We start from the raw sequence: 20669 nt of genomic DNA on the forward strand, positions 1-20669 counted from the left end.
GGCATTATATCCGACTTATCTGATGTGTTTTATTACTTTATGGATAGAAGGAGGTGAAAGCACTAATGAGTCAAAGGGCTGTGGCATTGAGTGGTGCAAGAAGAACCGGAAAAGCAGCTATAGCCGGACTTGGCTTGCTGCTGCCGGGAAGCATTCTGATTCTATGGCAGGTGCTGGGACATTACGGAATGATCTCCGACATGCTGTTTCCAACTCCTTACACGATTGCCAAGTCGTTCGTGTCTCTGGCCTCCAGCGGTGATTTGTGGAGCAATCTGCGAATTAGCACGGGACGGGCGCTGTCTGGTTTTATTCTTGGCGGCGGGCTGGGACTGCTGTTTGGTATTCTGGTCGGGTTGTTCCGCAGTTCGGAGAAGCTGCTGGACCCCTCGCTGCAAATGATCCGCATGATTCCCAGTCTGGCTGTGGTACCTCTGTTCATCCTGTGGTTCGGTATTGGGGAGGAATCCAAGGTGCTGCTGATCGCGAAAGGTGCTTTTTTCCCGATATACATCAATACGTTCATGGGCATACGCGGGACTGATAACAAACTGTTCGAGGTCTCCAAGGTGCTGGGCTTCAGCCGAATGAAGCAGGTTGTCCGGCTGGTGCTGCCGGCGGCAGTACCGAACATTATGCTCGGTGTGCGCCTGTCGCTTGGACTCTCCTGGCTGGGACTGGTGGTCGCTGAGTTGATTGCTTCAACCTCCGGTATTGGATATATGATGTCAGATGCACGCCAATTTGCCGATACACCTGTGGTGTTCGTGGGCATTATTGTTTTTGCTGCTGCCGGTTTGCTGAGTGATACAATCGTCCGTCTGATTGAACGGCGTCTGCTGAGATGGCAGGACAGTTACCAAGGATAGGAGGAGATACACAGCATGAGTGAAGGAATAGAGGCGATCGTCAAGACAGTCAAAGGGGTACGGGAAGCGAGGGATTATAGTGGAACGGCTCCCATAACGGCAGCTAAGAACGTGAATTCATCAACTTCCTCTGCCTGGAAGATGCGTTTGTCCGATTGGGGAAGCGGCGCTGCCATTCCTGCCGTAGTCCTTGCGGTATGGCAGCTTGCCGGCAGTGCCGGCCTGATCTCACCGGAGTTCCTGCCGACACCGCTGTCGATTATATCGGCATTTGCCGAGCTTACCGCTACCGGGGAGCTGCCCCATCATCTGGGTGTCAGTATAGGCAGAGCTGGCATTGGCTTTCTCATCGGCGGTATTCTCGGTCTGCTGTTCGGTGTTCTGACCGGCTTGTTCCGCAGTGCGGAATACCTGCTGGACCCCACCATTCAGGTGCTGCGGCTGGTTCCTCATCTGGCGATTGCTCCTCTGATTATTCTATGGTTCGGCTTTGACGAGGTCTCGAAGGTGGTCATTATAATGAGCGGATCCTTTTTTCCGCTTTATATCAATACTTTTATGGGCATCCGGGGAGTGGATAACAAGCTGTTTGAAGTAGCGAAAGTATTGGGCTTCAGCCCGCTCCAGAGGCTGCGGCGGCTGATTCTTCCGGCGGCGCTGCCCGGCATTCTGCTGGGTCTGCGCCTGTCGATGGCGGTGGCCTGGATCGGACTGGTTGTAGCTGAACTGATCGGCTCGCAGTCTGGCGTAGGGTTCCTCATTAATGAAGCGAAGCAGAATTCCAATACGCAAGTTATCTTTGTAGGCATTCTTATTTTCGCTGTGGTTGGTAAACTGATCGATTCCCTGTTCCGCGCCATTGAGCGCAAATTCCTGTACTGGCGTGACAGCTATCAAGGGTAAGGCTTTTTGAAACCATGAATCCAAGGGGGCAATGAAAATGAATAATACGGTATCTAAGGGAACGCTGAGTCTGACAGCGGATGTGCTTGTAATTGGAGGAGGGCCGGCAGGAACCTGGGCAGCACTTACGGCGGCGGCCAAGGGAGTGAAGGTCATCCTTGCCGATAAAGGCTACTGCGGCTCAAGCGGCGCAACGGCGCCTTCGGGTACAGGCGTCTGGTATGTGAAACCTGACGTTAAGCTCCGGGAAGAGGCGAAGGCCAGCCGCTTCGCATTGGGCGGCCAGCTCGCCGAGCACCGCTGGATGGACCGGGTGCTGGACCGTACCTATGAGAACATGAACAGGCTTGGCGTCTCGGGTTATCCATTTCCGGTGGATGAGCAAGGCAACCCCTACCGCAGAGGGCTGCAGGGGCCGGAATATATGCGGCTGATGCGTAAGCTGGTGAAGAAGGCGGGTGTGAAGATTCTCGATCACAGCCCGGTGCTTGAGCTGCTGGCCGATGAACACGGCGTAGCCGGAGCCGCCGGGGTGCAGACCCAGAACGGTGAACCCTGGAGCGTACAGGCGGGGGCCGTCGTCATAGCCACAGGCGGGTGCGCCTTCCTCAGCAAGGCGCTGGGCTGCAACGTTCTTACTGGCGACGGATATTTGTTCGCCGCCGAGGCGGGGGCAAGCTTATCGGGCATGGAGTTCTCCAATGCCTATGCCATCTGCCCCACCTTCTCTTCCGTCACGAAGACGGCATATTACAGCTATGCCAGCTTTTATTATGAAGACGGAAGTGAAGTGGAAGGCGCTGGCTCCAAGAAGGGCCGTTCCGTCATTGCCCGAAATCTGCTGGCCGGACGGCAGGTATATGCGAAGCTGGACGGCGCTTCGGAGGAGCTGCAGCCGCTGCTGCGGGTTGCCCAGACGAACTTCTTCCTGCCGTTCGACCGCCGCGGTATCAATCCCTTCAAGGAAGCCTTTCCGGTGACCCTGCGGCTTGAAGGCACAGTGCGCGGAACGGGCGGTATCCGCATTACGGATGAGTCCTGCGGAACAGGCGTGCCCGGTTTGTATGCCGCAGGAGATGCCGCTACCCGCGAGTTGATCTGCGGCGGCTTTACGGGCGGCGGCAGCCACAATGCCGCCTGGGCCATGTCCTCCGGCTCCTTCGCCGGAGAAGGGGCAGCGGCTTATGCGGAGAGCCTCGGCAGATATTCGGTGCAACGTGCGCCAAGCGGCTTGTCTTCCTCGCCGCTGGTTCACCAGGAAGTGCAGCCGGGAGCGGCAGCCAGAGCAGCAGATTACGCCGCTGCCGTGCAGGCTGAAGTGAAGCCGTATGATATTAATTTGTTCCGGACGGAACAAGGGCTCACCGCGTCACTTGACCGGTTGAACCGACTATGGAAGGAGCAGCGGAGCCGCGAAATCCAGCGCACATCTGAAGGCGTGCGGGCTCGTGAAGCAGAAGCCATGACGGCGACGGCCCGCTGGATGTACAGCTCCGCGCTGGCAAGAACGGAGACCCGCGGCATGCATAAGCGGGAAGATTACAAGCAGACGGACAACGGCCAGCATCACCGCCTGATCAGTGGCGGACTGGATGAGGTCTGGGTTAGAACAGAAGACGTAGCGAAGGAGAGTGTGCGGTTGTGATTGAAGTCATCAGCGCTGCCAAGTGTGTAGAATGCAACCAATGTGTGTCTGTATGCCCGACGAACGTGTTCGATAGGGTGGAGGATGGAATTCCCGTCATCGCCCGGCAGAGCGATTGCCAGACCTGCTTCATGTGTGAGCTGTACTGCCCGGCGGATGCCCTGTATGTCGCTCCCGATTCTGAACAGGTTACCGGGGTGACAGAGGAGGAGCTGGAACTGCAGGGACTGCTCGGAGGATACCGTGAAAAAGTGGGCTGGGGCAAGGGCAGACAGCCGGTGGCCAGTCATGACTTTATGTATAAGCTGGCCGCCAGAGCCGGATTCTGAGACTTCATAGATCATATTTAGCAGAAGATTGAGGGGGACAGGTTAATGAAGAAGACGTATAGAGGAATTCAGAACCGATGGGCAAAAGGGGGCCGCCTTGCACTTATCGCAGGCGTAACAATGGTAATGCTAGTCCTGCAGGCTTGCGGAAATAATGCAAATCCCGGCAGCAAGGGTTCGCCAGCCGCGGCAGGAAACACTGCTGAGGCAGCGGGTGTTGAAGGGTCCGGTAATGTTCCGGCGGTGCTGAATTTTGGTTTCATTGGTTCTAATAAGCTTAACTTGCCGGGAGGCGCAGAGGGCTGGGGCTTGTACAAAGGAATCATTCAGGATGAACTTAAGAAGCACGGCATCACTGAAGTGAAGCTGACCGGCTTCCCGAATGGTCCGGATCAAACGGAGTCGCTGATCAGCGGCCGCCTGGATTTCGGCAGTCTTGGTGACACCCCGGCCATTATCGCATATGCCTCTGGGGCCAAAACACGATTAATCGGGCAATCCTCAGCCCATACCGTAGGCTATTTGATTGGTAAAAAAGATGGTCCGAAGACAGTAAAAGATCTTCAGGGCAAGACGATCGCTATTCAAAAAGGCTCCTTCATGCACCGTTATGTGGTCGGATTGCTCAAGCAGGAGGGTGTGACCGATTATAAACTGGTCCATATGCTTATTCCTGACGCCACAGCCGCACTCGCACGTGGAGATGTGGACGCCACAACCAACACCGGGGTGAATGCATTGAAGCTGCTTGAGCAGGGCTATGCCCATCTGGATGATGCTTCGAGCCATCCGGACTTGCTGGGCTCGAGCGCTACGGTTGTATCCGAGAAATATCTGGAGAAGTTCCCGGATTTCCCGAAAGTCTGGAATGCGGCGCGCGAGAAGGCACTGGCCGATTTGAAGCAGCATGAAGATGAATATTATCAGTTCCTGGCTGAAATCGGGGATACTACACCAGAACTTGCTAAGCAGGTAAATCCGATCAGTGATATCAAGGATACGCCTTTCACTGATGAGGGGACGAAGCTGCTGGAAGGTACAAAGATCTTCCTGGTAGAGGAGAAGCTCGCCAAAAAAGATTTCAATATCAGTGACTGGCAGCTGCAATAATGGTAATAGTAAGGTACTAGGGATATGATCATGATCAAGGAGTGCCAGCGCTGGCAGCAGCAACGGCACTCCTTTTTGTTGAACCGGACAGGGATGCAGGTGTAGTCCGCTTTTGATTATTTGGACAAGCTATATAATCTATATGGGATTTATTTCCGGGTTCGATATTTTGGGTAATTTTACTGTATACGCAGAGGCTGGATAATATTATACTTAAGTGAACTAGCCGTTTCTTTCAGCAGGCGAAGTTCTCCCCACAGACCCACACACACAAAAGAATTTAATGCTGGAGGAAATTGAATGAGCACTACGGAACTTACTAGCCAACTATCCAGTTATGCAGGAAGACTGCTTCGGGAGCGATTTGGGAAGGGACCTGAGTCCATACATGCTTCCATCGGGAAGCACTGCATAGCACTGCATATACGTAATTTTATCGGACCTGTGGAGCGGTTTTTGCTTAACAAGGAAGAGGAGCAGGCTTTTCGGTACACACGTGAGCTTTTGATGAAATCGTTGCTTCCAGAGCTCGCAGCTTACCTGAAGGACATGATGGCTGTTGAGGTCGGCGAGCTTTTCTATGATTGGGGGATACATAACGCTTCAGGAATGATCGTTGCGCTCATCAAGCATGAGGACGCGGAGATTGACGATTATGCTGGACGGGATGAGGTTCATGCCCAAATTAATGAGGTAAGCAGAAAGGTACAGAAGGAGCCGGTACATACGGATTCCTGGTGGCTTGGCCCCCGCACCCTGATTATTAAACGTGAAGGTATTCTGATTCCTTTGGAGAAGGAATTGATTGGCCTTGGTTATGAGAACACGCTTAAGACAACCAAACGCAAAATGGAAAAACGATATTTGGAGGATACTACCACCATTGCACCGATGCTGGGTAAGGAGCTTGCCGACATCTATGTGGATTGGGATTTTGACAAAGACACCAGCGTAATAGCCTATACTTTTCTGTAAGCACCATCATATGAGGCGGAAATGAGTCGGACATGCGAATGAGCCGAACATGAGCCGAAGAGGGGGGAATTGTCCCCTTCTTCGGCTTTTTATTTTTTCTGACGTCTCATAGGGAGAATTACGCTGGACATTTAGGAGGATATGCTGTTGGAGGAATATAAGCAGACAGTGCTGTATGTGGAAGATAATCAACTGAATATGGCTTTAATGCATCATATTTTCAAAAAAAATCTGCCTTCCGTACTTCTGCTGAAAGCTGAGACGGCAGCGCTGGGCCTGCAGATCGCCCGGCGAAAGCTGCCGGATCTGATTATTCTGGATATTGGTCTGCCCGATCTGAATGGATATGAAGCGATGGATCGGCTGCAGAGCGATGAATCAACACGTCCGATCCCGGTGCTGGCGATCAGTGCGTTTGCCCAGAGTTCTGATATCGAACGGGCTCAAAATGTAGGATTTTCCGGTTATATGACCAAACCGTTTCAGGTTAAGGCCCTTACAGAGGTTGTGGAGAAGCTTTTAGCCGGGATTAACTGATGCTGCTTACCTTTCTGTGGAGAAGGAATGGGTCAGGGATAGGTGGAGAACTGGGGAGAACTCCGCCCTGAAGACCGGTTGTGCTCAACTGAACAAACTTAGATTACCATTTGACATTCGCCATATAATGCAAGATATTAATATTGAAGATTTAATATAAATTTCTTGCGTTTGATACTCCACAAACGGGCGGTGAAAATAGATGTCAAAACATCATGCAGAAGCGTATTCCCACTTTGATTATGCATGCAGAACGGGAGTGGTTGGAGTAGCGTTCCTTTCCATTGACGAACGCTGGACCAGCGTAAATCCGGCAGTAACCACGTTGCTTGGGTTTACGGAGGAACAGCTCCTGGGGCAGCATTTCAGAGAGCTTCTATACGGGGATTCAGTAGGGAAATATATAAAGATGGCAGGTGCTCTTGATGCTGGAGAGACACCTTTTTTTGAGTGCAAAATCAATTTATCCACGGCCTCCGGCCCTCCGGTGCCGGTGCTGCTCCATATGACGCTCATCAGCGATCCTTCGACGGGAAAAAGGCTGTATTATCTGCTGCATCTGGCAGAGCTGGTTGCTGAAGAAGAGGCGGATGAGCAGGGTTATCCTTCGAACGGGTTGTTTAAACAGATTATCGCCAATATTTCCGATGTGGTCTATTATGCAACACCGGACAATATTTGCAGATACTGCTCGCCTTCGGTAAGCGAGGTGCTGGGCTATGATCCCGAGCAGCTGGTGGGCCGGGATATCCGCGGATTGATTCATCCCGATGATCTGGAGAGGCTAGAGTTCCCTGAAGCTCAAGATTTCCGGAGGGTTCAGATCCGGGTTCAACATGCCGACGGCCGTTACTTGTGGATTGAGTTCACCCTTCGTCTAATGGAGGAAGGATCGAAGCACACCGTGCTCGCTGTAGGACGTGACGTGACCGAACGTAAAAATGTGGAAAAGAAGCTGCAGGAATCCGTCGAACGGTATACCTCTCTCAAGAAGTATAACCATGATGCGATCATTTCCCTTGACCTTGAGGGCAAGATTATTAACGGGAATGAGAAAGCCTGCCAGCTTACAGGCTATAGCATTCCAGAACTGGTCGGAATGAATTTGGGCCGGATTATCGGGGCTGAGCATCTGGAGGAAGTGATCACCTATCCCAGAGAAAACAGTACTGCAGAGGTGAACATCGACCACATTTGGCATCGGGAGGGACATTCGGTTGAAGTGCTGACGACCATTGCTCCGATCATTATCAACAAGATCACAGTAGGATTCTACATCATCGTAAAGGATATTACTGAACAGAAGAAGCTGTTGATTGCCAAAGAAGCAGCAGAGAAAACAAACCGCGCCAAAAGTGAATTTCTGGCGATGATGAGTCATGAGATCCGTACACCCATGAACGGTGTCATCGGAATGACGGACCTGCTGCTGGATATGAGCGAGCCGGGTTCGCAGCAAAGAGAGTACCTGGATATCATCCGCCAAAGCGGAGATACCTTGCTTGCCATCATCAACGATGTTCTGGACTTTTCCAAAATCGAGGCAGGCAAAACGGTCCTTCATGAAGAGCCGTTTATGCTTATGACCTGTGTAGATTCAGTGCTTGAGCTGCTGCAGCATAGAGCAGACAAGAAAGGCCTGAGTATTGAGATGGACATCAGTCCGGATGTGCCAAACCATCTGATTGGCGACGGGGACAGGCTGAAGCAGATCCTGCTTAATTTGGTAGGGAATGCGGTGAAGTTTACTTACACCGGAGGGATAAAGGTAACGGCGCGGATGGCAGCAAGAACCGGGGAAAGGGTGGTCCTGCAATTTACAGTGGCTGATACCGGTATCGGGATTCCCGAGAGCTCGCGCAGCCGGTTATTTGAGCCCTTCTATCAGCTCGATCATTTCATGAACCGGCGCCATGAGGGGACAGGCCTTGGACTTGCCATTACCAAACAGCTAGTGGAGATGATGGGCGGCACAATCGCTCTGGATACTTCAGTGGAGTCAGGGTCATCCTTTGTATTCACAGTGGCACTCCGGGAAGAAACCGGCAGGCAGTCTGGCACAGAGGCCGGCAAGGAAGAGTCGGAACCGCTTACGGTAGGCCGTCCCCTGCGGATTCTTGTAGCAGAGGATAATGAGATCAATCAGATCGTGCTGCGTAAAATTCTGGAGAAACGCGGTTATTCCGTCGATGTTGCGGGAGACGGGCTGCAGGTGATGCAGATGGTGCGCGGGGAGAGCTACGATCTTATTTTTATGGATGTACAAATGCCGCGCATGAATGGTCTGGAAGCCACACAGGCGATCACAGAAATGCTGCCGCCGGAGAAGCGGCCAGTCATCATTGCCGTTACCGCCAATGCGCTAAAAGGAGACCGCGAGCTATGTTTGGCTGCCGGAATGGATGAATATATCAGCAAACCGCTGAGAAGCGAGACGGTTATTAATACTGTAAGCAAGTTTTTCTGATCGGTGCTGCTGGAGTGTGGATATTTAATTGCACTGCGTTAAAGCTGAGATGCGGTGAATGGATATCTTGCATGTCATACTTATTTTGATTAAGATAGCAGAAACTGGTCATTTGAGATGCCAGACATAATACAATGACGATGACGAAGAGAGTAAGCGTAAGGAACGGATCTGAACAGGGAAGGTGTGCCGGAGACTGAGAGCACCCTCAAGAGACGATTTGCGCCGAAGTTCACTTCCGAGTTGGCCGCTGAAGTACACTGCTGCAGCAGTTATGTGTAGGACGGCCCGCGCTCCGCGTTAAGGGTGTAAGACAGAGTTAATTCCAGCCTGGCTTGAAGGTGCTATTTTGCCTAAGCTTCAGAATGGATTAATATCTAAATTAGGGTGGTACCACGGTTCCCCGTCCCTTGCGGCGGGGGCCTTTTTGCGTTCATATTTCAAATTTAGCGGACAAGAAGGAGTGGAAGGTAATGAGCAACGTGGAACTTAATGGCCTGAGGGGCCGCCTGGATGAGATCAATGGAAAACTGCTGGAGCTAATCTCCGAGCGGGCCCAGGTTGTGCAGGAAATTGGTGCGTTAAAAGAAAAACAGGGTGTACCTAAGTTCGATCCCGAACGGGAAAAACAGATGCTCGAGAAGCTGGTGGCAAGCAATAAAGGCCCTTTCACAAGCGGAGCGATCCGCACCCTCTTCAAGCAGATTTTCTCCGCATCGCTTGATCTGCAAAGTACGGAACATAAGAAGTCCCTGCTGGTAGCCCGGAAAAACCATGCGGAGGATACCGTAATCGAACTGCCGGGTAATGTTACGGTCGGCGGATTATCATCGCTGATGGTCGCTGGCCCGTGCTCTGTGGAGAGCGAACTGCAGACCCGCACCGTTGCTGCGGCTTTGCAGAAGGCCGGTGTGAAGGTTATGCGCGGTGGAGCCTTCAAACCCCGTACCTCCCCTTATGATTTCCAGGGACTCGGAATGGATGGACTGCGAATTCTGCGGGAAGCAGCTACAGAATATGGTCTTCTGACCATTAGTGAAATTGTAGACCCCCGCCATATTGAAGAAGCACTGGATTATGTGGATGTGATTCAGGTTGGTGCACGGAACATGCACAATTTCGAGCTGCTCAAAGCAGTCGGAGAAGTGAATAAGCCGGTGCTGTTGAAACGCGGACTATCTGCTACGCTCGATGAGTTCATTCATGCGGCCGAATATATTATGTCCCGGGGAAATATGGAGATTATGCTAATTGAACGGGGCATCCGAACCTATGAAAAAGCGACGCGCAATACGCTTGATATTTCCGCTGTGCCAATTCTCAAGCAGGAATGTCATTTGCCGGTGCTGGTCGATGTGACGCATTCTACCGGACGCAAGGACATTCTGATCCCATGTGCCAAGGCTGCGCTCGCCGCCGGAGCCGACGGGATTATGGTGGAAGTGCATCCTGACCCGGCTACTGCGTTGTCCGATGCTGCACAGCAGCTGAATATTGAGGAATTCAATACGTTCTTCAATGAAGTGAAAGCTTCCGGGTTATACCGCTAAACCCGCTGAAGCTGTTGAATTCAAAAATCGAATTTTGAATATATAGAATTTGGACGAATAGTGCAGTTAGGACGAGTATAATGCCATAAACAACGCTTACAATAGCATATTGAACTTTTGTGGAGGTTATGGAGGGTCAGGTACAATAAGTAGCATTGGAGTTGCATCGGACCCGGACGTATACAGAAAGCGCCTCATCCATATCATTCACAGGAGGAACAAAAGATTTGAAGCAGCTTAGTTTGAAGAATGTGTGGTTTTTGAACACAAAGAATGATGTTTTGTCCGGGATGACTGTGGCGATTGCCCTCATCCCGGAAGCAATCGCTTTTTCCATACTTGCGGGAGTCAGTCCGATGGTAGGCCTGTACGCTTCGTTCTGTATTGCAGTGGTTACGGCATTTGCGGGCGGGAGACCTGGCATGATCTCGGCAGCTACGGGGGCCATGGCTCTTTTGGTCGGTAGCCTGGTCCTGAACCACGGGATAGAGTATTTGTTCGCAGCAACCGTGCTGGCCGGAATCATTCAAATCCTCATGGGGATGCTGAAGCTCGGCAGATTTATTACTTTTTTACCGCAGCCGGTCATGACCGGTTTTGTGAATGCGCTGGCGATTCTGATCTTTATGGCGCAGTTGACGCATTTCAGCGGACAAGGGTGGGTGATGTATGCTCTGGTAGCACTCACGCTGCTCATCATCTATACGGTCCCCCGTTTCACCAAGGCGGTTCCTTCGGCGCTTGTTGCGATCATTGTGGTGTCCGTGCTCAGCATTGTTCTGAATCTGGATGTGAGAACTGTTGGTGATATGGGAGAAATTACGTCGGCGTTGCCAGTATTCCACCTGCCGCAGCTTCCGTTTACACTGGATACACTGCTGATTATTCTGCCTTATTCGCTGTCGCTTGCCGTCGTGGGACTGCTGGAGTCATTGATGACTGCAACCCTGATTGACGACATTACAGGCACCGGAAGCGACAAGAACCGTGAAGCTAAGGGTCAAGGTCTGGCGAACATGGTCACTGGTTTATTCGGGGGAATGGCTGGCTGTGCGATGATCGGCCAATCCATGGTGAATATGAAATCAGGCGGCCGCACCCGGCTGTCGACCCTTGTCTCCGGGATTTTTCTGCTGTTCCTGATTCTGGTCCTGGGCGATGTGGTGAAGCAGATTCCCATGGGAGCACTGGTCGGGGTAATGTTCATGGTGTCCATTAGCACCTTTGAATGGAAATCTCTGAGCTCGTTGTCGAAGGTTCCGTTAAGCGATGCTCTGGTTATGCTGGTCACCGTAGTTACAGTGGTTGTCACGGATAACCTCTCTATCGGCGTATTATTTGGTGTGCTGCTCAGCGCCCTTACCTTTGCCTGGAAAATCGCCTCCATCCGCATGACCATTCATACGGCAGCCGTCTCCACCCGGTATACGGTGCATGGTCAGCTGTTCTTCGGCACAACGAGCCAATTCATTCACCATTTCAATCCGGAAAGTGACCCGGAGCAGATTATTATTGATTTCACTCATTCACATGTATGGGATCAGTCGGCAGTGAATGCCATGGCCAAGATCATGTCCAAATACCAGGCGATCGGCAAGAAAGTAACCATTACCGGACTTAACGAACCGAGTGCCCAGCTGGTGAAACGGATTGGAATGTCTCCATCCGGCGGACATTAGATTATCCATGTGATTAGCGAAGCTTTCCTAGATGCCAGACGTATGGCTGCTGGGAAAGCTTCTTTTTTATAGCTTAAGCTTATCGGGACAGCTTTCCAAAGCGCCCTACTATTGGTATGATTACAAGGAATGCGAACGTCAACTACCGATTATTATGGAGGAATTAATAATGAGCGAAAACACACTATCCGGGATCATTGACCATACACTGTTGAAGGCGGATGCCCGTAAAGAAGATATCATCAAGCTGGCGGAAGAGGCCAAGACCTATACATTTGCTTCAGTGTGCGTGAATCCGGCATGGGTGGCTACTGCCTATGAGGTGTTGAAAGACACCCCTGAAGTGAAGGTCTGCACGGTTATCGGATTCCCGCTGGGCGCTTCGACACCGGAAACAAAGGCATTTGAGACCACGAACGCGATTGCAAACGGTGCGGGTGAAGTAGATATGGTCATCAACATCGGCGCACTGAAGGACGGTAACAATGAGCTGGTGAAGCGGGATATTGCTGCGGTAGTCGATGCAGCACGCGGTAAAGCACTGACCAAAGTCATTATTGAAACCTGCCTGCTCACGGATGAAGAGAAAATCCGCGCCTGCAAGCTCGCCGTAGAAGCCGGAGCCGATTTCGTCAAAACCTCGACCGGATTCTCCACCGGCGGCGCAACTAAGGAAGATATCGCACTAATGCGTGCAGCAGTGGGCCCTGATATCGGCGTTAAAGCTTCCGGCGGCGTGCGCAGCGCAGAAGATGCGCTGGTTATGGTTGGAGCAGGCGCAACCCGTATCGGCACGAGCGGCGGAGTCGCTATTGCCAAAGGCGAACAAAGCAACAACACTTATTAATAGCAGATACTTTCAAAAAAACGGCTGCGGCGTCTTTGAATCTGGGACGCCGTAGCTATTTTTGATTGTACGAAAAGTTATGGAAACCTTTGAATTCGATTCAGTGGGGGAAGGCGGTGAGGTTATTGATGAAGATGAATTATCCTGTCATGGAAACAGACAGGCTGAGATTAAGATTACTGACGCTCGAAGATAACGAGGCTGTATTCCGGCATTTCTCCGACGAAGAGGTAACGCGGTATATGGATATTGCACCCTGCCGGGACATTGCTGAAGCCGATGAAATTATCCAGTTCCATATCGATGACTCGGGCTGCCGCTGGGGAGTGTTTGATAAGCAGAGAGGACAGATGGCGGGAACCTGCGGGTACCATTGCTGGACAGCAGTACCTTTGGGCAAAGCAGAAATTGGCTTCGATCTGTCCAGAGACTTCTGGGGCTTGGGTATGATGAAGGAAGCGCTAATTCCGGTGATCCAATTTGGATTTGAACAGATGGAGCTTGAGGTCATTGAAGCTACAGTTGATCCCGATAATGACAGATCCCTACGGCTGCTGGCGGCGTTAGGTTATGGCAGAGAGGCGGAGCTTGTAGACAATCTGGTTGTTTTTTATTTGCGGCGGGAGAAATTCACAGGAACGTTAGGCTTGCCTGAATAAACAACCGGTTATGGATGGTACAGGTCAGGGATCGGATGTTATGCAAGCGCCTTCTTTTCTGGGGCATGCGTAAGAATCCTGTTAGGTTCCTAATTGAATAAAACACATTGGAATAATGAGATATTTTTCTTCCCAAATAACATAGATTGTGAGAGAATAGGTACAATTCATAGTTGTTAAGGTTTACCATTATACAGATCAAGGGAGGAAAACCCATTGTCAGAAGATCGTAAGCTGTCCTTTGAAACGTTAGCCGTACATGCAGGCCAGGAGATTGATCCTACTACCTTTTCACGTGCAGTGCCGCTCTACCAGACCACTTCCTACGGATTCCGTGACGCAGAGCATGCCGCTAACTTGTTCGCGCTGAAGGAGTTTGGTAACATCTATACCCGTCTGATGAATCCGACCACCGATGTTTTCGAACAGCGTATTGCTGCACTGGAAGGTGGGGCGGGTGCGCTTGCGACAGCTTCCGGGTCAGCGGCAATTTCCTTTTCCATCCTTAATATTGCCGGGGCCGGAGATGAGATCGTCTCTTCTGCCAGTCTATACGGCGGTACTTATAATTTGTTCTCTACTACACTTCCTAAGCTGGGAATTAAAGTACACTTTGTAGATTCCGACAATCCGGAGAACTTCCGCAGTGCGATTACGGACAAGACCAAGGCGCTATATGCCGAAACCATCGGCAATCCTCAGGGAAATGTGCTGGATATCGAAGCGGTGGCGGCTATCGCCCATGAGCATGGAATCCCGCTGATTGTAGACAATACATTCCCAAGTCCGTACTTGCTTCGTCCGATAGAATATGGTGCGGATATCGTTGTTCATTCCGCTACCAAGTTCATTGGTGGACACGGTACCTCTATAGGAGGGGTGATTGTCGATAGCGGCAAGTTTGATTGGAAGGCAAGCGGCCGGTTCCCCGGCCTGACCGAACCTGATCCCAGCTATCATGGACTTGTCTACGCGGAAGCTGTGGGACCGATTGCCTATATCATCAAAGCACGGGTACAATTGCTGCGGGATTTGGGTGCAGCAATATCGCCGTTCAATTCCTGGCTGCTGCTGCAGGGACTAGAAACTCTGCACCTGAGAATGGAGCGCCATAGTGAGAATGCACTGAAGGTAGCCCGGTACCTGGAGCAGCATGAAGCTGTGGATTGGGTTAGCTATACAGGCTTGCCGAGCCACCCTTCTTATGAGTTGGCCCAGAAGTATCTACCCAAGGGGCAGGGGGCAATTCTCACCTTCGGGATTAAGGGAGGAGCGGCTAACGGAGTCAAGCTAATCGAGAACGTGAAGCTGTTCTCCCACTTAGCTAATGTCGGCGATTCCAAATCGCTGATTATCCATCCCGCGAGCACCACGCATCAGCAGCTTTCGGATGCGGAGCAGATTGCCGCAGGAGTAACCCCGGAATTGATCCGGCTCTCCATCGGTACGGAATCCATCGACGATATTCTATATGATCTGGAGCAGGCGATCGCAGCAAGTCAGCAATAAAACAGACACTGCAAGAGTGATAATTCAGATGCTGTAGAACGCGCAGACCACTATCCACATACGTAACCGTTCATCGAAAGAGGAGCGGCGTATCTGGACAGTGGTCTTTTTTAAATATAAGGATTTTACTCGCTGAATTGGGAACTACAACGACAAGGAGTATCGCTTATTCGGAAACGTAGACTACCTTCAAGGATCGCGCAGGCGAGCCTGCTTGCTTATCCGCTGTAATGATTCAGAATAGTGCATGTCCTATAAGTATATGCCTTAAGAAGAGGGAGAGCTGGCAGAGTAACAGTGATCCCCGCTTTGTTGACCGTAATTAGTTGGTAACGCTTGCATATTTAGCCTCAGGTTCCCGTATTTATAAGATGAAGTATGAAGGTGATGCCGGTGGCGGCCTTAAGCCCCTAAGAAGCTGGCAGCAATCCAAAGCTAAAAAGGTAGGTGCGGAAATGAAGGGTGAACGCGAGCAGGGACATAACCGGAATAAGGAAGAGCGCCCGTTCAAGTATCTTGCCGGAGATCGGGCAATTGGGGTGGAGATGAGCCAATCGGCGTCTGTGGCTTCCGCAGCTGCAGAATTTATTACTGAAGAAGAGCGTAGAAGCTTACTTGAACCGGTGAGCCGTGCTTATTTCAGACGTCCGGGGGAACGTCCGGCTTTTTTGGTGCTGCGGGAGGGGCCTGGGGAGCGGCCGGTTCAGCGGGAAGAACCCGGAGAATTACCTGCGGGACCCTGCTTGATCCGCAGCGGGGAGTGGCTGCTTGCGCCTGGGGTGAATGAACTCTACGCGAACTGGCTGTTCAACGAAACCGCGGAGCAGGAGGAACGGATTCTGCAGCGGATTTATTATCGGCTGCGGGCGTCAGCTGCAGCGTTACTGGAGTCGGCGGACGGGGTCTGGACCGCCGTCATGCTGCCCTTCATGCCGGAGCTGGCCGATCAGCCGGCCAGGCTGGCTGCGCTGCAGGATGCGCAGCTTGCAGCGCTTTTCAGTGCAGTCGCAGAGCGCCAGCGCCTGGGCGGTGACTGCCGCGTGGACCTGCTGGCGCCGTATCCCGCCAGCGCAGCCGAATTCGCATCTCAGCGCGAATTCATTGAGGGCGTGGCCGAACAGACTCTCGGCCACGCTTACGCGGCGGCGTGCCGCATCGGGGCGGTGATTCCGCCCGATGTGGAGCGCGCCGCCGCGGGGGAAATCGCGCGCATCGCCGATTTCCTGGTGCTGGATGGCGCGGCCGCTGAAGCCGCGCCGGAAGACGCCGCCGGAGGCTTCGCCAAGGCGGCGGAAGAGGTTCTGGCCGCCGTGAAGCGCGTGAAGCCGGCGGCGGCACTGCTCGCCGCGGGGGCACCGGCGGCGTTTGCGCTGGCCGATCTGTACCGGATCGGCTTCAGCGGGATCTTTTGCAGCGCGGGCCAGCGGACCGAAGCGCTGCTGCGGGCAGCCTGCCTGACATGGATGGCCCGGCAGGATCATGCCGATGCAGCCGCCGGAGGATGGCTGAGCAATTGAATCATCTGCACGTTCGGCAACACATTTGAACGTTGAAGAGAACTGGAAATCTGCTGTTGCGGATTTCCAGTTCTTTGTCTTATAAAAGCAGCAGACCCGATCTCTTCCGCTTCCTGTGCGTGAAGAAATCGGGTCTTTTATTATTATGAGAATTGTAACTATCTGCAGCTGTGCATAGAGTAGATTCGTCCACCGGACGGTTTTTTACACTAACAACGGCAGAAATACCGTTGTTTGTGCATCGCTGGCCGATCCACTCTGTAACAACGGCAGAAATACCGTTGTTGGGGCTACGCCGGACGATCAGCTCTCTAACAACGGCAGAAGTGCCGTTATTAGGGCTACGCCGGACGATCAGCTCTCTAACAACGGCAGAAATACCGTTGTTGAGACGCCGCGTGTCGATCAGCTCCGCAACCTCCTCATTTAAGCTGGCAACCATCTTTTTACTCAAACATTTCTGCTATATTCCATTTCCCGCTGAAATTCAGCACTTACCAGCAAGCTCCTGCCTGATCCCACTCTCCGCTTACAACATGCTTCTTTCACATTCCATTTCTGTCCTTACATGCAATTAATCCAGCTGCACGGTAGCGCCTGCGGGGATCTGGCGGGGTTGGTCCTCTGCCGTGATCCATACATCCACTGCTGACGGATTATAAACGATGGCTTGGGAAGCGGAGAATCGCAATCCCCGGACAGCGGATAGATAGTCGGCAATCTGGATATTGGTGGCATACCAGATCTCTGGATGCCCGCCCATCATGCTGGCGAACTGCTCTAATTCCTCCCAGTTGTGATTGTCATTGAATTCATAGCTGTGACCCCAGACATATAAGAGCTGCATCCGAGGGAATCGGGGCTTCTCCTCCAGAAATTGCTGTCCACATGACAGCATGTCTTGGTGATGACAGGTGGGATGCCAGGCCAGCAGGTTGTCCGGCAGAGTAAAGCTGCCGTGGGATTGAACAGTACGTGAATATTCGATTCCCAGCGCGGGAAGAATGCCTATCACCTGGTTATTATAATCACCGAACGGATAGGACATGCCTCTTACGGGATAGCCTGCGAATTTTTCCAGATGTTCGCGGTCCCTCAGAATTTCTTCAGCAATGCCCGCGTCTGGAGTCATGGTGAGAAAAGGATGAGTGCTTGTATGTGCAGAAATTTCATGCCCCTCATACAGGGCGGACACTTCTTCACCGAGGATATAGCTTTCCTTGCCGAAGAACCCTGAATTTAAATGGAAGGAGCCCTTCAGGCCATGCCGGTTCAGTATTGCTACAAGCTGCCTGTCATAGATTCTGCCGTCATCCCAACTCGTTGTTAGCGCTTTAGCAACACCGCCTGGAAAAAGATCGAGCTTGATTCGCATCGCATTTCAACCTCCTGATTATTCAATAATAGCTACATTATGAACAATGCCAGAGACTGCGTCTAGAGCAAACTTCTTGTCCATAGACGGCCTTCAGCTAACCGGAAGCCGAAGCTGCTGTCCATGGCACAGGAGAGGTGATAGCTCAGGATTGTGCAACAGCGTGCAGAAGTAGCTCAACCTTTTGCGGATGACCTCATCAAGTGCTACCGAATTATAAATCCGGGTGAACCCATGCAGCATCTGGCGCTTCGACATATAAGCAGAACGGTCAGACCTTGCTATAAAATAGGCTGCAAAAATGCTCTCCGATACAGGTGAGCGCCCCCGGCTTTACTTTTTCGATGACTGTGATATATTATAGCTATAAGTTGCACTAAGGAAATAAATTTGTGCAATGGCAACAACGATTATCATTCTCATTTACCATGCTGTCCCGGCTAAGCCGGGGCAGCATGTGTCATTTTAAGGGTCTTAAGAATGGCTCTCATTCTCAGTAAGCCTGTTGCCGCCCGCCGGAGAAGTTTTACGAAGTACTACCCAAACAGTATTCCCCAAAATAAATCAGGAGAGTGATTTACTTATGCAAGCTACATCCAAACAACTGCCCAAATCCATGGCTCAAGGAGAAGGCGCACAGCAGCCGCGCACTCCACAGCCGCGCCGGTTCGATCCCAAAGCCATGCTCAGCAATTCTGAAATGCAGGCTGCACTTGGCAGCGGGCTGATCATGCTGATCGCCTGGGGCGTCAGCGGCTGGTCAGAGGTGTTCTCTGTTCTTCTGTATGTTGTATCCTACACTGTAGGCGGATGGATCAAGGCGAAGGAAGGCGTAGAGACCCTTGTTAAGGAACATGACCTGGACGTGAACCTTCTGATGATTGCCGCCGCCCTTGGTGCAGCATCGATCGGATACTGGAATGAAGGCGCGATGCTGATCTTTATTTTTGCGCTGAGCGGGGCCCTGGAGAGTTATACGATGGAGCGCAGCAAGAAGGACATCTCATCGCTGCTGGCTCTGAAGCCGGCCACCGCCGTCCGGATCGAAAAGGGGATCATGAGTGAAGTTGCAATTGAACTGCTCGCCGTTGGAGATTTGCTTCTTGTGCGTCCGGGTGAGCTTATTCCGGCAGACGGCACGGTCTACCAGGGTGAATCGGCAGTCAACCAGGCATCCATCACAGGCGAGTCCTTACCTGTAGAGAAATGTACAGGCAGTGATGTGTTTGCCGGAACCATCAATGGAGAAGGTCCGCTCTATATAGAGGTGACCAAGTCTGCGGAGAATACCTTGTTTTCAAAAATTATTAAGATGGTGGAAGAAGCCGAGACCGAGGTGCCAGAATCGCAGCGTTTCATCAAACGGCTGGAGTCCGTTTATGCCCGTGTAGTGGTTGCTTCGACAATCGTTCTGATTGCACTGCCGCCATTTGTGCTGGACTGGAGCTGGAGCGCCACTTTTTATAAGGCAATGGTGTTTCTGGTAGTGGCTTCTCCTTGTGCCCTGGTTTCGTCTATTATGCCAGCAATGTTATCTGCGATCTCTAAAAGTGCCCGTAAAGGCATTCTCTTCAAGGGTGGTGTCCACTTGGAGAACATGGCAAAAACCTCTGTAGTTGCATTCGACAAGACCGGGACATTGACCGCAGGGCTTCCGCAGGTGACTGATTTTATTGCCGGAGAAGAGTATGACCGGATTGAGCTGCTGAGGGTCAGTGCTTCTATTGAGAAGCTATCCCGCCATCCGCTGGCGGAGGCGATTGTGCGCAAGGCGGAGGAAGAGCACCTTGTGCTGCATGTAATTGAAGAGAGTACATCCGTTACTGGATGGGGGATTGAAGGATGGATCGAAGGTCGGCTATGGAGAATCGGTAAGTCCAATCTGCTGGATGAACGTAATGAGCGTCAGGATGAGCAGTGGAAAACGCTGCGTAAGCAGCTGGAGAACGAAGGCAAGACGGTATCTCTGATTCTCGACGGCGAACAGATTGCCGGAATGATTGCACTGCAGGATACAGTGCGTCCGCAGGCGGTTGCGGCGGTTCGCAAGCTGCATGATCTGGGTATCAAGGTGGCCATGCTGACGGGTGACCGCCCGGCGACGGCAGAAGTAATTGCCGGGCAGACGGGTGTGGATCTTGTATTTGCAGGACTGCTGCCTGAGGACAAAGTGACGCATATCAAAGCACTGCGGGAACAATACGGGAATGTAATTATGGTGGGTGACGGGGTAAACGATGCACCGGCACTCGCTACAGCCACGGTCGGCATGGGAATGGGCATGAACGGCAGCGGTGCAGCCCTGGAGATTGCCGATGTGGTTCTGATGAATGACAACATTGAAGAAATTGCCGCAACCATCAAGCTGGCACGCCGCACACAACGGATTGTGAAGCAGAATATGATTTTTGCCGTGACAGTCATTGCAACCTTGATGCTGAGCAACTTTTTGCAGGGAATCGCTCTTCCGTTTGGAGTCATTGGTCATGAAGGCAGCACAATCCTCGTGATCCTCAACGGGCTAAGACTTTTACGCTAAAAAAGGCCGGGATTCATCTTTTTTTACCTATTCCGATAAATAGATTGCTTAAAATTAAATTGTTCACCAAATAGAGCGATTACATCGTGTCTGGCATATTGACATATTCCCTTGAGATGAGCATAATTAATACTAGATTATAATTATTTTAATTAAGGA

The 20669-nt window shown here is 51.7% G+C and carries 18 protein-coding genes; 15 read left to right on the forward strand and 3 right to left on the reverse strand.

Translation table 11 applies throughout. The annotated features are described in order from the left end of the window. Positions 1 to 65 precede the first annotated feature (65 nt). From ACAN54_RS26615 to ACAN54_RS26680, 14 genes are all read left to right on the forward strand, one after another. On the forward strand, positions 66 to 869 hold the full coding sequence (locus tag ACAN54_RS26615) for an ABC transporter permease (protein WP_379162796.1): 804 nt from the start codon (positions 66 to 68) through the stop codon (positions 867 to 869). 15 nt (positions 870 to 884) lie between these two features. Then, complete coding sequence (locus ACAN54_RS26620) at positions 885 to 1772, forward strand: ABC transporter permease (RefSeq protein ID WP_379162799.1); 888 nt, start codon at positions 885 to 887, stop codon at positions 1770 to 1772. A gap of 37 nt (positions 1773 to 1809) precedes the next feature. After that, a complete protein-coding gene (locus tag ACAN54_RS26625) occupies positions 1810 to 3417 on the forward strand; it encodes an FAD-dependent oxidoreductase (protein WP_379162802.1) in 1608 nt (535 codons plus the stop codon). Further along, a complete protein-coding gene (locus ACAN54_RS26630) occupies positions 3414 to 3746 on the forward strand; it encodes a 4Fe-4S binding protein (protein WP_379162805.1) in 333 nt (110 codons plus the stop codon). Before ACAN54_RS26625 ends, ACAN54_RS26630 begins: the two co-directional genes overlap by 4 nt. A 45-nt stretch (positions 3747 to 3791) precedes the next feature. Beyond that, a complete protein-coding gene (locus ACAN54_RS26635) occupies positions 3792 to 4856 on the forward strand; it encodes an ABC transporter substrate-binding protein (RefSeq protein ID WP_379162808.1) in 1065 nt (354 codons plus the stop codon). Positions 4857 to 5156: 300 nt separating this feature from the next. Next, complete coding sequence (locus ACAN54_RS26640) at positions 5157 to 5831, forward strand: Na-translocating system protein MpsC family protein (RefSeq protein WP_379162811.1); 675 nt, start codon at positions 5157 to 5159, stop codon at positions 5829 to 5831. Positions 5832 to 5978: 147 nt separating this feature from the next. After that, on the forward strand, positions 5979 to 6368 hold the full coding sequence (locus tag ACAN54_RS26645; RefSeq protein ID WP_379162814.1) for a response regulator: 390 nt from the start codon (positions 5979 to 5981) through the stop codon (positions 6366 to 6368). Positions 6369 to 6570: 202 nt separating this feature from the next. Beyond that, positions 6571 to 8835, forward strand: a complete 2265-nt coding sequence (locus ACAN54_RS26650; protein ID WP_379162817.1) for a PAS domain S-box protein — start codon at positions 6571 to 6573, stop codon at positions 8833 to 8835. 473 nt (positions 8836 to 9308) lie between these two features. Then, on the forward strand, positions 9309 to 10385 hold the full coding sequence (locus tag ACAN54_RS26655) for a bifunctional 3-deoxy-7-phosphoheptulonate synthase/chorismate mutase (RefSeq protein WP_379162820.1): 1077 nt from the start codon (positions 9309 to 9311) through the stop codon (positions 10383 to 10385). A gap of 227 nt (positions 10386 to 10612) precedes the next feature. Beyond that, positions 10613 to 12064, forward strand: coding sequence for a SulP family inorganic anion transporter (locus ACAN54_RS26660; RefSeq protein ID WP_379162823.1), 1452 nt, complete (start codon positions 10613 to 10615; stop codon positions 12062 to 12064). A gap of 169 nt (positions 12065 to 12233) precedes the next feature. Further along, a complete protein-coding gene (gene deoC / locus ACAN54_RS26665) occupies positions 12234 to 12911 on the forward strand; it encodes a deoxyribose-phosphate aldolase (protein ID WP_379162826.1) in 678 nt (225 codons plus the stop codon). A gap of 128 nt (positions 12912 to 13039) precedes the next feature. Continuing rightward, on the forward strand, positions 13040 to 13570 hold the full coding sequence (locus ACAN54_RS26670) for a GNAT family N-acetyltransferase (protein ID WP_379162829.1): 531 nt from the start codon (positions 13040 to 13042) through the stop codon (positions 13568 to 13570). A gap of 216 nt (positions 13571 to 13786) precedes the next feature. Beyond that, positions 13787 to 15079, forward strand: coding sequence for a homocysteine synthase (locus ACAN54_RS26675; protein ID WP_379162832.1), 1293 nt, complete (start codon positions 13787 to 13789; stop codon positions 15077 to 15079). 326 nt (positions 15080 to 15405) lie between these two features. Next, positions 15406 to 16596 (forward strand): hypothetical protein, encoded by a 1191-nt coding sequence (locus ACAN54_RS26680; RefSeq protein WP_379162835.1) that lies wholly within the window; start codon positions 15406 to 15408, stop codon positions 16594 to 16596. Between the two features lie 79 nt (positions 16597 to 16675). Here ACAN54_RS26680 and ACAN54_RS26685 read toward each other — a convergent pair whose 3' ends face one another. From ACAN54_RS26685 to ACAN54_RS26695, 3 genes are all read right to left on the reverse strand, one after another. Continuing rightward, complete coding sequence (locus ACAN54_RS26685; RefSeq protein WP_379162838.1) at positions 16676 to 17050, reverse strand: hypothetical protein; 375 nt, start codon at positions 17048 to 17050, stop codon at positions 16676 to 16678. Positions 17051 to 17170: 120 nt separating this feature from the next. Further along, positions 17171 to 17971, reverse strand: coding sequence for a polysaccharide deacetylase family protein (locus ACAN54_RS26690; protein ID WP_379162841.1), 801 nt, complete (start codon positions 17969 to 17971; stop codon positions 17171 to 17173). A 93-nt stretch (positions 17972 to 18064) separates the two neighbouring features. Further along, the gene (locus ACAN54_RS26695; protein ID WP_379162844.1) at positions 18065 to 18229 is read right to left on the reverse strand and encodes a hypothetical protein; all 165 of its coding nucleotides are present in this window, start codon (positions 18227 to 18229) and stop codon (positions 18065 to 18067) included. Between the two features lie 325 nt (positions 18230 to 18554). On the opposite strand from ACAN54_RS26695, the gene ACAN54_RS26700 reads away from it, so the two are divergent. After that, complete coding sequence (locus ACAN54_RS26700; RefSeq protein WP_379162848.1) at positions 18555 to 20510, forward strand: heavy metal translocating P-type ATPase; 1956 nt, start codon at positions 18555 to 18557, stop codon at positions 20508 to 20510. Positions 20511 to 20669 lie beyond the last annotated feature (159 nt).

It is taken from the genome of Paenibacillus diazotrophicus (assembly GCF_042610465.1).

What these genes read in the sequence shown, in the direction of transcription:
- ACAN54_RS26615 (WP_379162796.1), top strand. Translation starts at nt 66, where the DNA reads ATGAGTCAAAGGGCTGTGGCATTGAGTGGTGCAAGAAGAACCGGAAAA.
- ACAN54_RS26620 (WP_379162799.1), top strand. Translation starts at nt 885, where the DNA reads ATGAGTGAAGGAATAGAGGCGATCGTCAAGACAGTCAAAGGGGTACGG.
- ACAN54_RS26625 (WP_379162802.1), top strand. Translation starts at nt 1,810, where the DNA reads ATGAATAATACGGTATCTAAGGGAACGCTGAGTCTGACAGCGGATGTG.
- ACAN54_RS26635 (WP_379162808.1), top strand. Translation starts at nt 3,792, where the DNA reads ATGAAGAAGACGTATAGAGGAATTCAGAACCGATGGGCAAAAGGGGGC.
- ACAN54_RS26640 (WP_379162811.1), top strand. Translation starts at nt 5,157, where the DNA reads ATGAGCACTACGGAACTTACTAGCCAACTATCCAGTTATGCAGGAAGA.
- ACAN54_RS26650 (WP_379162817.1), top strand. Translation starts at nt 6,571, where the DNA reads ATGTCAAAACATCATGCAGAAGCGTATTCCCACTTTGATTATGCATGC.
- ACAN54_RS26655 (WP_379162820.1), top strand. Translation starts at nt 9,309, where the DNA reads ATGAGCAACGTGGAACTTAATGGCCTGAGGGGCCGCCTGGATGAGATC.
- deoC (WP_379162826.1), top strand. Translation starts at nt 12,234, where the DNA reads ATGAGCGAAAACACACTATCCGGGATCATTGACCATACACTGTTGAAG.
- ACAN54_RS26670 (WP_379162829.1), top strand. Translation starts at nt 13,040, where the DNA reads ATGAAGATGAATTATCCTGTCATGGAAACAGACAGGCTGAGATTAAGA.
- ACAN54_RS26690 (WP_379162841.1), bottom strand. Translation starts at nt 17,971, where the DNA reads ATGCGAATCAAGCTCGATCTTTTTCCAGGCGGTGTTGCTAAAGCGCTA.
- ACAN54_RS26695 (WP_379162844.1), bottom strand. Translation starts at nt 18,229, where the DNA reads ATGTCGAAGCGCCAGATGCTGCATGGGTTCACCCGGATTTATAATTCG.
- ACAN54_RS26700 (WP_379162848.1), top strand. Translation starts at nt 18,555, where the DNA reads ATGCAAGCTACATCCAAACAACTGCCCAAATCCATGGCTCAAGGAGAA.